Here is a 14,935-nt window from a genome sequence, read left to right on the forward strand (position 1 = left end):
CCGCGGGCGGACCGTCGGTTCCCCATGACGCCGTCGGATCCGCGGGCGGGGACCACCAACAGGGCAGCAACCACTCCATCCGTCAGCTCCCTGCCGCCGTACCGACGGTTCGCCCGACCTCGCTGATCTGCACATCCAGCCCACGAAGCGCCTGGAAGACCGCTTCGGAGAAGGTCGGGAACGGCTGGATGACGTCGAGCAGGACCGGCAGCGGAGTGCGTCCGCGGATCGCCAGGGTCACCTGCTGGAGCCACTCTCCCGCCTCCGGCCCCAGGGCGTGGGCGCCGGTGACCCGGACGCCGTCCGAGACCAGCGTCAGGAATCCCGGCCGGTTGTCGTACTCGCGCGTGTAGGTGGACGTTCGCGGGATCCCGGCGAGTCCGACGGTCGTCGTGAAGGGCCCATCGGCCTCGCCGACCGAGGCGGCCTGCGGATCGCAGAAGATCACCCTCGGGACGGCCTCGTAGTGCGCCTCGCGGGGGTGACCCAGGATGTTGGACGCCGCGATCCGGCCCTGGTACTCGCCCACGTGGGTCAGCTGCCACAGCCCGGTCACGTCTCCGATCGCCCACAGGCCCGGCCCGACCGCCATTCGCGCGTCGACCGTGATCCCGCGGGGATCGACGGGCACCCCGACCGTCTCGAGTCCGATGTCCGCGACCCGTGGTCGCCTCCCGGTCGCGACGAGGAGACGCTCGCCCCGGACCTCGGACCCGTCCGCGAACGCGAGCACGCACTCGGCGCCGTCCCGACGGGCGGCCGTGGGCGCGGCTCCGAGTCGGAGCTCGACGCCGTCGGCCCGCAGGGCGTCGGCGACACCCTCGCCGAGGGGGCGCGGCTCCCGCGGCAACAGGTGGTCACCTCGCTCGACGATCGTCACCGCGGCCCCGAGCCGCCCGACCGCCTGGGCCATCTCGACGCCGATGGGGCCTCCGCCGAGCACGAGGAGCCGGTCGGGGACCTCGGTGAGCCCGGTGACCTCGCGGTCGGTCCACAGCCCGGGCAGCTCGCGCAGACCGGGGACGGGCGGGATCGCCGGATCGGAACCGGTGGCGATGACCACGTGCTCCGCGGTGTGGGTCGTGCCCCCGACGACGACCGCGCCCGGGCCGGCGATCCGGCCGACCCCCCGGAGCACCTCGATCCCGGCGTCGCGCGCCCATCGGACCTGCCCGGCATCGTCGTAGCCGGAGACCATGAAGTCGCGCCAGGCCAGTGCCGACGCCACGTCGACGGTCCCGCTCATCGCCTCTCGGGCACCAGGCACGGTGCGGGCGGCCGCCAGCACCTCGCCCGGGCGCAACAGGGTCTTGGACGGGATGCAACCCCAGTAGGAGCACTCCCCACCGAGCAGCTCGCGCTCGACGACGGCGACCCGCAGGCCGCCCGCCGCGAGCGCCGCGGCACAGTGCTCACCGGGCGCCCCACCACCGAGGACGACGACGTCGTGGTCCGTGCCGGTCACCGGGTCTCCCCGAGCGCTGCCGCCAGGGCCGCCGACGCGTCCCGATAGGCCTCCTCGGGCGCCCGTCCCAGCTCGCGGGCACGGATGAAGACCGCGTACCAGTCGGACCAGTGATGCGGTGGGGCCGTCGGTTCGTAACGGCCGTGCTGCTCCTCGGCCTCGCGCAGGAGCCCGGCCAGGACGGTCGTGTCCATCAGCCGCGGCCCGGCAGCCGGCTCGTGATCTCCTGCACGATCCAGCCGTTCCCGTCCGGGTCGTCGAAAGTCACGAACGACGCGTAGGTCTCCCGCCCGGGGCTCGCTCCGGGTTCGCGGCCGGGTGCACCGACGGGTCGGAACCGCGCTCCGAGCCGAGACTCGTGGAAGACCTCGCTGACCTCGGCACCACGTTGCGCAAGCTCGGTCCGGGCGGCCTCGACGTCGTCGACGACGAGGTACAGGCCGCGCATCGAACCGGGCGGCGCCGCAGTGACGCCGACCCCGAACTGGATCGACGCCGCCGAGCCGGGCGGGGTCAGCTGAACGATCCGGAAGTCGTCGTCCGCGACGAAATCCGCATCCTCCCGCCACCCCAGTGACTTGTAGAACTGCTTGGCCCGCTCGGTATCCGAGACGGGCAGTGCGACGACCTCGACTCGCATGTCCACGCCGGTGCTCCTCGTCCGCGACGGTGCCGGCACGCCGATCGCGCCGGCAACGAGCACCCTGCCGCGGTCCCGGCGCCGCCGACCCCGTGAGAAACCCTGGACCAGTGCCTGGCGACGGGGCGACCAGTGGGCCTCGGGCTGGTCCGGCCCGGCTCCTGCGGGGACCATCCGACGACGAGGAGCGTCTGATGCGCATCGACATCCGGGCCTGCGGAACCTTCCCGGACCACGCACTGCCCGACCACACCGAAACGGCGCGCAGGCTCAGCGTGCAGCCCTCGGTCGTCGACCCCCGGCGCGAGCCGAGGTCCGTGTTCGCCGCGACCCGGCAGGGCTGGGACCCCGGCAGCCCCCGTCTGTGCGAGCGCCGGGACGCCGGCGACCTGGCACCCTTCCACGGATGGGACAAGCGGTGACGCTCGCGACGTTGATCTCGGTGAACGTCGGCCTGCCGAAGGAGGTGCGTTGGCGGGACGAGACCGTCCGCACCGGAATCTGGAAGGAACCCGTCGACGGCCCCGCGATGGTTCACCGGCTCAACATCGACGGGGACGGCCAGGGCGATCTCGCGGGCCACGGCGGCGAACAGCGCGCCGTGCTCGTCTACCAGACCCAGGCCCTCGCCCACTGGGCGGAGCACCTCGGACGACACGACCTCGAACCCGGCTGCTTCGGCGAGAACCTCACCGTCGACGGCCTACCCGACAGCGCGGTCCGGATCGGCGACCGGTACCGGATCGGCGAGGCCGAGTTCGAGGTCACGCAGCCGCGGGTGACCTGCTATCGCCTCGGTATGCGACTCGACGAGCCCGATCTCCCGGCGCTGCTGGTCGCCCACCACCGCCCCGGCTTCTACATGCGCGTCCTCACCGAGGGCCGCATCCGAGCCGGGGACAGGATCCTGCGCACCAGGACCGGAACGGTGAGCGTCGCCGACACGGATGCGCTGCTCTACCTACCCGGCCGCGACCGCGCCACGCTCCGGCTCGCTGCGGACACGCCCGCGCTGAGCCCCGGCTGGCGAGGCTCCTTCCTCGACATGCTCGCCGAGCCCGACCCGCCGCCGCGCCCGGCCTGGCCCGGGTTCCGGCAGCTGCGGGTCACCGACGTACGCCCCGAGAGCCCGACCGTGACCTCGCTGCGCCTGGCCTCCCCCGACGGCACCCCCCTGCCACCGGCCCGTCCCGGACAGTTCCTCACGCTCAGGGTCCCGACGGCCGGGTCGCCCGTCCGGAGCTATTCGCTGTCCGCCGCCCCTGGGATCGGCACCTACCGGATCAGCGTGAAGCACGAGCCGGACGGCCTCGCCAGCGGCTACCTGACGACGGCAGTCCGGCCTGGCGCGATGCTCGACGCGGCCGCGCCCCGCGGCGACTTCACGCTCGACGACGACACCACGCCCGTCCTGCTCCTGTCGGCAGGTATCGGGGTCACGCCGGTGCTCGCGATGCTGCATTCACTCATCGAGAGCCCGAACCCGCGGGAGGTCTGGTGGATCCACGGCGCACACAGCCCGGACGAACAACCGTTGGCCGCGGAGGCGCACACCCTGCTGGCCGCGCTGCCACGAGCCCGCGAACACATCTTCTACAGCACCGGCGCCCCTGACCAGGTGCCCGGCGTCCACGCGGGTCGCCTCACCCAGGACGCGCTGGCCGCGCTCCGTCTCCCCGTCGATGCCGAGGCCTACCTCTGCGGACCCGACTCATTCATGACCGACGTGCGTGCCGCACTCATCGCGGTGGGACTGGCTGCCGGGAACATCCGGACCGAGCGGTTCGGCGCGCTGCCCCCGGTCAACCCCGGGGTCGTCGAGCGGGCCCGACCCGCACCGCACCCGCCCACGGGGACGCCGGGGACCGGGCCGCTCGTCACCTTCGCCCGCAGCGGCCTCTCGGTGCCTTTCGAGCCCGGCCTCCACAGCGTCCTCGACCTCGCGGACGCCTGTGACGTGCCGACCCGGTGGAGCTGCCGGGCCGGCGTCTGCCACACCTGCATCACCGGCCTGCTGTCCGGCGAGATCGACTACTCCCCCGACCCCCTCGATCCCCCACCCACGGGCCAGGTGCTCCTCTGCTGCGCTCGCCCGCGGACGGACGTCGTGCTGGACATCTAGATGCGCCGGCGAGGTGTGTGCTCGCCACGTCGCCCCGGTCGAGCGTGAGCAGTCCCGCGACGCACCGCACAGGCCTTTGCACGATCCGGCGCGGCGTCGGCGGCCTGCCCGGCCCAGCCCCGCGCGTGGCGGCGGCTTTTCGCAGCTGAACGCCTGGCTGCGACGCTAGGATTCGCCCCATGCTGCTGCTCGGCATCATCCTCTTCGGAATGCTCGTCGGCGCTGCCGCGCAGCTCATCGTCGGCCGGTCCGGCAGAAGAGGGGTCGACTGGGGCCTGGCGCTCGTCGCCGGACTCGTCGGGTCGTTCGTCGGCGGCCTCGTCGTCAGCCTGGTCTCGGGCGACGGCCTCGCGTTGCGGCCGAGCGGGATCATCGGCTCGCTGGCCGGGGCGGTCCTCGTCACGCTCGGCTGGCAGTGGTGGCGCGGGCGCAAGCACGCCGCACGACGGTAGGCGGTGTCGGAGCAGCTCGGTCACGATGACCCGTCGAGCGGTCCGCGCAGTCAGCTCCACGAGGTGGTCCGCCCGAGGAAGTCCACGATCGCGGCGACCTTGGCCGCCGTGATGACGTGCTCGGTGTCCGGGAGCACGCAGAGCTGCCCCCGGGGCAGATGTCGGTAGGCGCGGACGCAGTCCTCCACCGGCGAGAGCTCGTCACGGTCGCCGACGAGGACGAGACTCGGCACGTCGATCCCGGCGAAGTCGTCGACACCGTAGCCGGGCCAGTGTCGGGCGGCCTGGAAGAAGTGCTGCAACATGATCTTCCAGTAGCCGGGTCCGCCGGCGGAGTCGTGGTCGGCCTTGATCAGCGACAGGAACCCACGCATGGCAGGGTCGGCGTCGAAGGCTGCTTCGACCGCGTCGGGGTCGGCCTCGGTGGCGTCGAGGCCTCCGCCGAAAACCTCTCGGAGCATCGGGAAGGACTTCGACCCCGGGTCGAAGATGTCGCACCCGGCGTCGTTGACCACCGCTCCGGCGAGGCCGGGATGCCGGATCGCCATGATCGTGGCGATCATGCCGCCCATGCTGAACCCGGCGACGGCGGGACGGTCCAGCCCGAGCGCGCCGATGAGCGCGGCCACGTCGTCGGCGAGAAGACTCATCGACACCCGCTCGTCTCCGGTGTGGCGGGTGCGGCCGCAGCCGCGCTGGTCGGGTGCGATCACGTGGAACCGGTCGATCAGCGCGGCCAGGTGGGTGCCGTAGGAGAGGGGGGTCTCGTCCCAGAGCGGGTTGGTGCTGACCAGGCCGCCATGGAGCAGGACGAGGTCGCTCGAGTCGGGCGAGCCGGCTTCCAGATAGTGGATGTCGATCCCGTTGGCACGGACGGTAGCGGTGCGTGACGCCGCGCTGGTGGTGGTCATGGCCGGCTCCTTCGGACGGGAAGCAGCCACGCTAGGTTCCGCTCGACGGCCGCCGGATCGGGTGAACGCCCTAACTTCGCTCGGCCGGTTCGAAGTCGGACATCAGGCCGTGACGCATGGCGAACAGCCCTGCCGTGGCCCGGTTGTTGGCGCCGGTCTTGGCATAGATGTGCTCGACGTGGGCGCCGACGGTCTTGGGCGAGAGCACCAGCCGCCCGGCGATGTCGCGGTTGCTGAGTCCGCGAGCGAGCAGGCGCAGGACCTCGACCTCGCGGGTGGTCAGTCCGGCCGGCCAGGCGCGCCGTCGTCGGACGCGGTGTCCGGCCGCACTGAGCACCGCCTCGACGGCGTCGGCGTCGAGCGCGCCGCGGCGCACGTCGTCGCGCAGCCCGGTGGCGGCGGCGTCGGGGTCGGTCGCGGGTCGGTGCGGGCGCTCCTCGGTCGCGGTCGCGTAGCGGTCCGCCGCGGCCAGGATCCGGCCCGTGACCGGGATCGCGCCCCCGGACAGGCCCCGCGGGTAACCGGTGCCGTCCAGGCGCTCGTGGTGGAGCACGGCGATGGCGCCCAGCTCCGCCAGACGCGGGGAGAAGGCGAGCATCCGCTCGGTGAGGTAGGGGTGGGTCCGGATCCGCTCCTGCTCAGCGAGGGTCAGCGGCGATCGCTTGTCCCAGATGCCGTTGGAGACACCGAGGCGCCCCAGGTCGTGCACCAGTGCGGCGCGGCGCACCCGGGTGGCCTCGTCGGGAACGAGACCCAGGCCGGCGGCGGCGTCGCCGGCGAGTTGGGCGACCGTGCGGGCGTGGCCGATGAAGTACGGCGACTTGAGGTCGGCGAAGTCGCCGATCGCGGCCAGCGCGTCGTCGAGCTCGGCCTCGCCGAGGGTCCGGGCCAGGCCGGGCTCGCGGTCGAGGATCTGCGCCCAGTGACTCTCCTGATCCAGGCCGGCGAGCACGTCGCGGCAGTGGGCGCACAGCAGGTCCACGAGGTCGGGGTCGAACTGGCCGCCGGCGCGTTCGCGCGCCATCCGCACCGCGGCGTCGGCGCCGCCCAGCCGCTCGAACGCGGCGACGACGTCGGCCAGATACACCAGCCGGGAGGCGAGCCGGATCTGCTCGCCACGAAGCCCGGCCGCGCCGCGGCCGTCCCAGCGCTCGTAGCTCTCGACGAGGCTGCGGCGTACGTCGTCGCCGAGACCGAGCTGCTCGGCCAGCAGGTCGGTGGCCTTCCAGTGGCTCTCCAGGATCGAGGAGAACCACCGCAGCCCGACCACCGGGAAGGTGACCGTGGTCCGCACCCGGTCCGGGACGGACCCGCCGCTGCCGAGCCGCCGCACCAGCAGACGCGCCAGGTCCGCCGCGCCGTCACCGGAGAACATGGCCTCGCGCTTCATCGCGATGTCGTCGCCGAACCACTTGGCCTGTTCGTAGGCGTCGGTGTGGCAGCCGACCCAGGCCAGCAGCCCCGAGTAGTAGACGACGACCCGTTCCGGTTCGGGCAGGTCCAGCAGATCGGCGAGCCGCAGCGCGATGATCGTCTGCCGGATGACGTGCTCCATCGGCTGGCCCAGCCCGAGATCGGTGCCCAGCGAGATGGTCGCCACGAGTTCGGCGAGGCGAACCCGGCCCGGCGCCGCAGTCACGGCCCGAGTCTAGGGGCCGGTCGCGGCACCCGGGCGCAGAGAGCGCGCACCCCGAAGGAGTGGGGCGGGTGGGGCTCGAACCCACGACCTGACGGATTATGAGGGAAGCGCTAGCCCTCGACCAGGGCATCTACCAGCAACTACACCCTCCCTACGGCCGTCTCCGACCGCCGCAGCCACACCTGTAGACGGAAGCTCGCACCACGACCGGCACCACGGCGCGTCGCTTCGCCTCGCCAATCGGGACGTGGCGAGAACCCAGGATTCAGGCGCGCCATCGCTCCCGACGACGCCACTGCCCGTTGCTCTGTGGCCAGTCGACACACCGGCATCGACGAGAAGCTGACTGCCAAGGTTCACGCTGTAGCGACCGGTCGAGTGGGCGCCCACGCCAGCCTGCGCGAGGCGGCCGCACCGCGCACCGCAGGGCCGTCAACCGTCACCTCGTCGTCATCTGACCGCCGCTCGGCGCGAGGCGCCATGTAGCCCGGCTACTACGGACGGTGATGCCGGACACTTGAACGTGTGAAAGACCCGGCTGCAGGCAGGCTCGCAACGATCGGGAGTTCGATCTCTGGTGACCCCGCAAGCACCCTCTCGCTTCTCGTGGTCGATGGGGAGCTCTCGTGACCGTCGCCGACGAGCTCCGCGAACTCGGGCACCTCGGCGGTGTCGCCACCATGGCGATGGTGTCGGAGCGGTGGCGCAGCGCGATCAAGCCACTCTTCGTGCTGGAACCGCCGGGCGGATGGGACGAGGACAGCACACAGGACCTGCTCCATGAGTTCCTGCGCGAGCGCTTGGAGGACCTCACCGACGCGCTCATCGCGGCGGGCACCGACGAGGAAGTCTTGCTGAAGGTGACCAGTCGCATCATGAGGAACTGGTTGATCGACCAGGCTCGCAAGACCGACACCGGGGCGGTTCGGGTTCGCCTGGAGGAGCTCCTCGGAGGCAACGGGGAGTTCGTTCGGCTCTCCGATCGTCCCGCGCGGTGGGCTCTGGCAGACCTCGCGGGCACGGAAGCCGGCCGTGATGACGCGGACTCCTTGTACACGGCGGCGATGGCCGTGGCGAACGTCAAGCCGGTGCGCTGGCGCGACAAGAACCGGCGTGCCCCGATGGCCAGCGGACCGGATCTCGTTCGAGTTCTGATCGCGGTGCTGAGATGCGCAGGCCCCGCTGGCCTCGAGATCGGCGTGCTGACCCACGTCTTCCTGCGCCGTTTTGGTGTGGTCGTCATCTCGCACGTCCCACTCGAGGACGATGACACGCTGCGGGACCGCATGATTGCGCCACGGGAGTTCGATATCGATGAGGAGCGCGGCGCGGCAGCCCGTGCAGCGGAGGTGTATGCCCAGCTCAGCGACCGCGAACGCCGCATCCTGCTTCACCTTGATGACCGTCCTCGGGTCGAGCAACTCCTGGATGTCGGTCGCAGCGTCGCCTACACCCACATCTCAAGAGTCCGGGAGGTCCTCGCAGCGCTCTCCGGCGAGGACATCGACATCGCGGCCGTCGCCGCGGAGCTGGTAAGGCTGGCCCAGGAGGATGTTTCGCCGGACGATGTGCATGATGCGACGTCAGAACTGTCTGCCATCACCGACGCGAACGGAGCGCAGCACTCGTGAGTCCTCGCGACGACCGCCTGCACGCTGCGCTCAGCAGGTACCAAGCGCCGAAAAACCTGCGGGAGGCACTGGCTGCCGAAAATCGGCCTGACGTCTCTGTCGGGCAGATTTGGCGAGCGGGAATTGATGGAACTTCCCTTCTGGTGCTGATCGTTGGGGATTTCATTGACGGCTACGGCGACGTCGTCGTCGCAACTGTTGGCGAGGCGCCGCCATCTGATTCGAGAATCGAGCATCAGCGCGTCAGCACCGCGGTATTCCGCTCACTGACGTTGTGGCCGACAGCGAGAGGAGTTTTGCATCATCGTGTTCTCGATATCATGGTGGAAATGTCCGCGGCAACCACTGCCCTGACCAATGAAATGCGCGCCGGCTCGGCCAGCGCGGTCGTCGATGAGGATCCGTTTGACCCAGGCAGTGAGCTTGTGGCCGAGCTTCGCGACGATCTGGCCCGGCTTCAAGCCGCCCCGGCCGTTCCCAGGCGCACTGCCGATCCACAAGCGCTTTCCCTAGTGCTGCCCGGAGGTGGGAAGGAGCAGCTTGAGCTGCTGATCAAGAATCTCGGCATCAATCAGAACGAGGCCATGGAGCTACGGCGGGGGCGGCGGACACTCAGCGGTGAACAAGCCCATGTGCTCGAAACCGCCCTTGGCAGGAGGTCCGGCTCCTTGCCGTCCTCGGAAGGGGTGGACCCAGTGCTGGCCCTTGAGGTCGAGCACCCCCGCTGGCGCGATGCCGCTCGTCGGCGCGCTGCCCGGACCGGGCAGGACGAGGTCAGCGCCCGTGTCAGCCTGGCGGCCGACGCATATGCGCTCGCAGCTCGCGAAAGCACCAAGGACCCCGACTGGGCTCAGCGAATCGCTCTCCTGGTCGCGGGTGAGGCATGAGTAGACGTTCGGCGGTGCTGCTTCGTCCGTATGCGGCTGCGCAGGCCGGCAGAATGATCGCGCTTCTCGAGGACACCGCCCCGGAGCTCCTGACCGCTCTGTTCGTCGATGCCGTGGCCGCACTTGATCAGTACCCCGACGTTGCACTGCGCCTGGTTCCGGAGAGCGACATAGGGAGCGGGTGCACTGTCGCCGGCGGGTATCGAGGCAACGAAACCCCGCCGGCGCTGGTGGTCACCATGTCACTCTCGCTCAGGCGGCGCGCCTTCACCGCACTCCATGAGTTCGGTCATCACCTGCAGCGCACGAACCTCGACCTCGGCGCGCGGCTGGCGGACCACGCCGCCGAGGAGGACCTCGAGGAGGCGGCGTGTCAGATCTTCGCCAGCCGGGTGCTGCTGCCCGATGCTGTCGTGGCCCCGCTCGTTCCTTCGCGGGGGCCGGACTCGACGACCGTTGCGGAGTTCTACGCGCGCAGCAACGCGTCACGGGCCGCCTGCTGTGTCCGCGCGGCTGAGCTGCTGGCCGGCGGCGGCGCCATCGTGCTCTATCGCGGGAACGGGACCGTTGACTTGGCCGCTAGCACCGGATTGATCCCGCCCGCCCGCTTCAGCGACCAGTCAAGCACGCCGCTGATCGCCCGCGCGCTCGCCCTGCCCGGACGGACCGTCGAGCACGATGCCACCGTCATCTCCTACTCCACCGGCGACTCTCATCTGCTCTACGGCCAGGCCACGTGGGTCGACGGGCACATCGTCGCGGTGCTCATGCCCGACAACGCCAGCTGGAAGCCCTTCGCGCCTCCCCGCCCCGGCACCGGGAGCTACACCGGCCCCAGCAAGTGGGCCACCTGCGACCACTGCCTGTCTGAGTTCACCGTCACCGACGACGTGTGCGCCCGTTGCGCCACCCCGCGCTGCCCGCGCCGGCACTGCGCTTGCCCCAGCAACGCGGAACGGACCTGTCCCGGCTGTCACCTCACCCTCGCCAAGTCCCGCTTCGCCGATTTCGCCAACCCGAGCACCCCCTGCCGGGACTGCATCTGATCCTGGCCCGGACGTTCCGGCACTTCCTACGTCAGTCCTATGTGAGAGGGCACCACGCACTCTTCGGCCCCGGGGCCGCGCGACCGACACGGAAGGGGCCACGCGCATGAGCGCCCAGCCCGAGCAGCACAACACGTCCGACAACACCGCCCGCGGGAACCACCCCCGCGAGATGACCATCGTGATCAACGCGCGGGAGCGCACCGTGACCGACAAGGAGCTCACCTTCGAGCAGCTGGTCGCGATGGCGTACCCCTCCGCCCCGACCGGCGAGAACGTCATGTTCACCATCTCCTTCCGCCGCGGGCACGGCAACAAGCCCGAGGGCTCGCTGCTCACCGGCGAGACCGTCAAGATCAAGGACGGGATGGTGTTCGTTGTCTCCGCGACCGACAAGTCCTAGCCCCGACCTGCAGCGGCTTCTCGACGACGGCTACGACGTCGAGCTCCGCGAGGGCTACCTCCTCATCCACCACATCCCCTACGTCACGGCCGGAGCGGCAGTCAGCTTCGGAACGCTGGTCAGCACGCTCGACCTCAGCGGCGGCGGGGTGACGGTCACTCCGAGCACGCACGTCGCCAGCTGGATCGGCGAGCACCCGTGCCACGCCGACGGGACGATTCTCCAGGAGATCGCCCACGCCGGCCCGCAGGAGCTCACCCCGACCATCCGGGTCGGGGCGAGCTTCTCCAGCAAGCCCTCCGAGGGCTACGTCGACTATCACCACAAGATGACCACCTACGCCGAGATGATCATGGCGGCGGCGCTGAAGCTCGACCCGACGGTCACCGCCCGGACATACCCGGTCCGGCGCGACCCGGAGAACACGGGGCCGTTCCTCTACGCCGACACGGCCACTGCCCGGGCGGGCCTCGGGATGGTCACTGCCAAGATCACCGGTCGCAAGGTCGCCGTCGTCGGAGTCGGCGGCACCGGGAGCTGGGTCCTCGACCTCCTCGCCCGATGCCCGGTCGACGAGATCCACATCTTCGACGACGACCGGTACCTGCAGCACAACGCGTTCCGCTCCCCCGGGCCGACGCCTGAGGAGGAACTCGTCGGCGGCGCGTTCAAGGTCGAGGTGTACGCACGACGCTGGGCTGGGATGCGAACGGGCGTGGTCGCCCACCCCGAGCGACTCGGCGCACAGCACACCGAACTCCTCTCGCAGATGGACATGGTTTTCATCTGTGTCGATACCGGCGACTCCCGCCGTGACGTCGTCGATCTCCTCGAACTCGCCGGTTGCGACTTCATCGACGTCGGCATGGGCTTGCTCCTCGACGAGGAGCACGCCCAGGTGCTCGGCCAGCTGCGCACCACACTGAGCACCCCCGAGATCCGCGAGGAGGCCCGCCGCCACATGCCGCTGGTCGGCAGCGCTGACGACGCCGTCTACGCGCAGAACATTCAGACCGCCGAACTCAACGCGCTCAACGCCGTCCTCGCGATCCTGCGCTGGAAGCGAGCCCGCGGCGTCTACACCGACCTCGAACACGAGGTCAGCTCGGTTTACCTCCCCGACGGCAACACCATCGTCAACGCCGTCCCGAGCACCTCACCGCCCGCCAACGACCCCACCACCACGGGCCACCGATCGGTTGCCGAGTTCCACGAGGGCAACGACATGTTCGCGGCCGACGGCACCGATCAACACGCCTCCACCGACGCAGCCGGAGCGTGACGTGATCACCCACCTCGCGCCTCGGTTCATCGACACGATCCCCGAGCACCCCGAGTCCGGGGTGCTGTACGTGTCGATCGAATACGCTACGACCCTGCACCTGTGCGCGTGTGGATGCGGCTATGAGGTCGTCCTGGGCATCGCACCCCGCGACTGGAAGATCACCTGGGACGGCGAGACAGTCACGATTAACCCATCCGTCGGCAACTGGAGCCTTCCATGCCAGTCGCATTACCTCATCCGTCGCAACAAGATTGTTTGGGCACGGCGCTGGACTAACAAGGAGATCGATCGAGGCCGCGCCGCCGACGCCCTCCGCAAGCGCCTACAGCAAACCCGTACACCGCTTTCCGGCGATGCTCTCTCGCCTCGCACACCACCGTGACCGGGGGAAAACGGCCGGCTGCGCCTGCTCAACGCCCTACCCAACGGCTCAGTGCAGGATGTTTGTTACAGCCACGCCAGTGTTTCCGCTCGGACCGACGCAGCCAAGTCGAGACACGCAACGGAGGGCGTTGCATCGAGCACTGCGTGGTACGCGCGGCTCATCCGGTTTGCACAGCTACAATCGAACGATGGCTGATCTTCAGGTGGCAGTAGGCAAACAGTGACGGCCAATCCTCCAGCCACGCCGGCAGCATCGGCTATCGGGCCGGTGAACTCCCCCGGTCCAGCGCAGAGCGCGATGCTCATTCATTTCTGTGGACGCCCGCCAGGAACCTTGCCGAACCCAGGACTCGCGCCCGACGTCGCATCCATGCATCCTCAGGAGCGCCTGACTAACATCCTGTGGGAGATGCACATCCGTGCCGGTGTTCCATTCGGCGCTACACGCCCCGCCGTGAGCTTCTCCGAAGCCTCACCCAGCCACCTAGCGTGGCTCGTCATACAACGCGGGTTTCCAGCGTGGGGGCTCATCTACTCGAAGCAGGAAATCTTTGCGAAAGGCGGCGGACCCGTTTGGTACGCGCGACCAGAACAGGCTGCGGAGGCGCTGGGGACGCCGGCGCAAGAATGGATCGTTCGATACGACACCTCTGAAGGGAGTCGGTCGGATTGGACACACGAGCAGGAATGGCGCCTCCACACGCCCGCTGTGCAGGTGCTAAGCGGCGGCCTACTCGGCGTTCTTGTTGACGATGTAAATTGGCAACCTCTTAAATTATTCAGCACCCCGGTCGGGTCCGACGGAACTCCGACAACCGATCCCGGTGAGGCCGTCTCGGAGCAACTTGATTGGTGGGTGCCAAGCCTGACGTGGCCGCTCCAGCGCTTCTTTATCGAGCGGAACAGTGGGCAGGTCCGTCCACTCCCCGCGTTGAGTCCTCGGCGTTGACGGCCGACGCCATTAGGGACCCAGTGGCGGCTGTCCACGGCACAGCAGCACTGCAGGTCGCAGCGGTCCGCGCCCAGCGGTATTGACGAGCAATCGCCCCACCGACCGGCCCTTCGAACCCAGCACTCCCAGAGGGGCGGTGGCCTACCGCAAAGGCGGGGCCACCGGTTCCTCCGTCACCCCACTGCTTCGGTTTCACACGTTGCGATGACGCTTCGTTCCAGCGGTCCGGCGTCGTAGCCCCACTCGATCATCGCCCGCAGATAACGGCGCACGCCCGGGGTGGCGTGGCGCCAGGTCTGGACCGAGGTACGGTCCTCCCACGCCGCCAGCAACAACGCAGCCAGCACGACCATCTGCCGCTTCGCGGTCGCGGTCGCCATCTGCTCGATCAACGCCGCGACCTCCCTGCCACCGCGCTCCCACACCTGGCCCTCACCTTCGGGCACGCCGAGTGAGGCACGCAGGAGCGGATGCTCCTGCTCCATCGCCGTGCGGATCTCGTGGTCCCCGGCAAGCAGGCAGGTGAGGACGAACCGCTCAACACCCTTTGGTGGGGTCTTGCGCTGCGCGAACGTCGCGAGCCACTCCCGCCGCACGACGGTCGCGGCGCGCCAGTCCTTGTTGCCCTCGATCACCCGCTGCCGTTCGGCCTTCTCCTCCTCGCTCATCGTCCGCCGCTTCCCCTCCGCCCGCGCCTGCCGGGAGTCGGACTGGTGGCCGTTGACCTCGGCGTCGACGCAGACGTAGACCGCGGCCCATCCGGGCCGCGGCTACTCAGTGGCGTCGGGGCGGGCCCAGCGGGAGATCAGGAACGCGGCGTGGCCGGGGCAGCCAGTGTGGTCGGCGGGGTCGATCCCGACGTTGTCTAGCCGAGCCCCGGGGTAGGAGAACGCCTGTCGCTCGATCACGGTCGTTCCGGCCGCGACCAGCTCCGCCGCCACCGCCTCGAACGCCGCAGCCTCGTCGCGGTCGTCGCGCAGGCGTTGGGTGACCTGGGCGAACCCGCCGGCCTTCGCCGCGGTGACCAGGTCTTCAACGGCGTCGGTGTTGTCGGCGAACTCTGCCAGCACCGCGCTCTGCTCCAACGTCAAGAACTCCCACCGCGCCGACGCCTTCGA

General features: G+C 69.9%; 16 protein-coding genes. 9 read left to right on the forward strand and 7 right to left on the reverse strand.

Going from position 1 to position 14,935, the window contains the following annotated elements; all coding sequences use genetic code 11:
* Positions 1-82 precede the first annotated feature (82 nt).
* From PSED_RS21725 to PSED_RS21735, 3 genes are read right to left on the reverse strand one after another with little or no spacing between them, the layout of a single operon-like run.
* Positions 83-1,465, reverse strand: a complete 1,383-nt coding sequence (locus PSED_RS21725; protein ID WP_013676397.1) for a dihydrolipoyl dehydrogenase family protein — start codon at positions 1,463-1,465, stop codon at positions 83-85.
* A complete protein-coding gene (locus PSED_RS21730; RefSeq protein ID WP_041759941.1) occupies positions 1,462-1,659 on the reverse strand; it encodes a hypothetical protein in 198 nt (65 codons plus the stop codon). The genes PSED_RS21725 and PSED_RS21730 overlap by 4 nt, the downstream gene beginning before the upstream one ends.
* Complete coding sequence (locus PSED_RS21735; RefSeq protein WP_165965784.1) at positions 1,659-2,105, reverse strand: VOC family protein; 447 nt, start codon at positions 2,103-2,105, stop codon at positions 1,659-1,661. The genes PSED_RS21730 and PSED_RS21735 overlap by 1 nt, the downstream gene beginning before the upstream one ends.
* Before the next feature lie 194 nt (positions 2,106-2,299).
* Here PSED_RS21735 and PSED_RS21740 point away from each other — a divergent pair, with 194 nt between their 5' ends.
* The 3 genes from PSED_RS21740 to PSED_RS21750 all read left to right on the forward strand — a co-directional run bounded on the left by PSED_RS21740 (position 2,300) and on the right by PSED_RS21750 (position 4,679).
* On the forward strand, positions 2,300-2,527 hold the full coding sequence (locus tag PSED_RS21740; protein ID WP_013676398.1) for a hypothetical protein: 228 nt from the start codon (positions 2,300-2,302) through the stop codon (positions 2,525-2,527).
* Complete coding sequence (locus PSED_RS21745) at positions 2,512-4,227, forward strand: MOSC domain-containing protein (protein ID WP_041759943.1); 1,716 nt, start codon at positions 2,512-2,514, stop codon at positions 4,225-4,227. The genes PSED_RS21740 and PSED_RS21745 overlap by 16 nt, the downstream gene beginning before the upstream one ends.
* 179 nt (positions 4,228-4,406) lie before the next feature.
* Complete coding sequence (locus PSED_RS21750) at positions 4,407-4,679, forward strand: GlsB/YeaQ/YmgE family stress response membrane protein (protein ID WP_013676400.1); 273 nt, start codon at positions 4,407-4,409, stop codon at positions 4,677-4,679.
* A gap of 50 nt (positions 4,680-4,729) precedes the next feature.
* Here the strand turns inward: PSED_RS21750 and PSED_RS21755 are convergent, their stop codons facing one another.
* Both PSED_RS21755 and PSED_RS21760 read right to left on the reverse strand, forming a co-directional pair.
* Positions 4,730-5,590 (reverse strand): alpha/beta fold hydrolase, encoded by an 861-nt coding sequence (locus PSED_RS21755; protein WP_013676401.1) that lies wholly within the window; start codon positions 5,588-5,590, stop codon positions 4,730-4,732.
* Between the two features lie 70 nt (positions 5,591-5,660).
* Entirely contained in the window at positions 5,661-7,229 is a 1,569-nt protein-coding gene (locus tag PSED_RS21760) for an HD domain-containing phosphohydrolase (RefSeq protein ID WP_013676402.1), read from the reverse strand.
* A 626-nt stretch (positions 7,230-7,855) separates the two neighbouring features.
* Here PSED_RS21760 and PSED_RS21765 point away from each other — a divergent pair.
* The 6 genes from PSED_RS21765 to PSED_RS21790 all read left to right on the forward strand — a co-directional run bounded on the left by PSED_RS21765 (position 7,856) and on the right by PSED_RS21790 (position 12,863).
* Positions 7,856-8,860, forward strand: coding sequence for a hypothetical protein (locus PSED_RS21765; RefSeq protein ID WP_013676403.1), 1,005 nt, complete (start codon positions 7,856-7,858; stop codon positions 8,858-8,860).
* A complete protein-coding gene (locus tag PSED_RS21770; protein ID WP_013676404.1) occupies positions 8,857-9,747 on the forward strand; it encodes a hypothetical protein in 891 nt (296 codons plus the stop codon). The genes PSED_RS21765 and PSED_RS21770 overlap by 4 nt, the downstream gene beginning before the upstream one ends.
* Before the next feature lie 53 nt (positions 9,748-9,800).
* The gene (locus PSED_RS21775; protein ID WP_013676405.1) at positions 9,801-10,793 is read left to right on the forward strand and encodes an ImmA/IrrE family metallo-endopeptidase; all 993 of its coding nucleotides are present in this window, start codon (positions 9,801-9,803) and stop codon (positions 10,791-10,793) included.
* A 106-nt stretch (positions 10,794-10,899) separates the two neighbouring features.
* A complete protein-coding gene (locus PSED_RS21780) occupies positions 10,900-11,196 on the forward strand; it encodes a multiubiquitin domain-containing protein (protein ID WP_013676406.1) in 297 nt (98 codons plus the stop codon).
* Positions 11,171-12,478, forward strand: a complete 1,308-nt coding sequence (locus PSED_RS21785; protein ID WP_013676407.1) for a ThiF family adenylyltransferase — start codon at positions 11,171-11,173, stop codon at positions 12,476-12,478. Before PSED_RS21780 ends, PSED_RS21785 begins: the two co-directional genes overlap by 26 nt.
* Position 12,479: 1 nt before the next feature.
* Positions 12,480-12,863 carry a ubiquitination-like system serine protease family protein gene (locus PSED_RS21790; RefSeq protein ID WP_013676408.1) on the forward strand — a complete coding sequence of 128 codons (384 nt, stop codon included), beginning with the start codon at positions 12,480-12,482 and terminating at the stop codon, positions 12,861-12,863.
* Positions 12,864-13,990: 1,127 nt separating this feature from the next.
* Here PSED_RS21790 and PSED_RS21795 read toward each other — a convergent pair.
* Both PSED_RS21795 and PSED_RS21800 read right to left on the reverse strand, forming a co-directional pair.
* Positions 13,991-14,485, reverse strand: coding sequence for a hypothetical protein (locus PSED_RS21795; protein WP_041759945.1), 495 nt, complete (start codon positions 14,483-14,485; stop codon positions 13,991-13,993).
* Between the two features lie 102 nt (positions 14,486-14,587).
* The gene (locus PSED_RS21800) at positions 14,588-14,887 is read right to left on the reverse strand and encodes a hypothetical protein (protein ID WP_143770566.1); all 300 of its coding nucleotides are present in this window, start codon (positions 14,885-14,887) and stop codon (positions 14,588-14,590) included.
* Positions 14,888-14,935: the final 48 nt, after the last annotated feature.

Source organism: Pseudonocardia benzenivorans CB1190 (genome assembly GCF_000196675.2).
Classification (GTDB): domain Bacteria; phylum Actinomycetota; class Actinomycetes; order Mycobacteriales; family Pseudonocardiaceae; genus Pseudonocardia; species Pseudonocardia benzenivorans.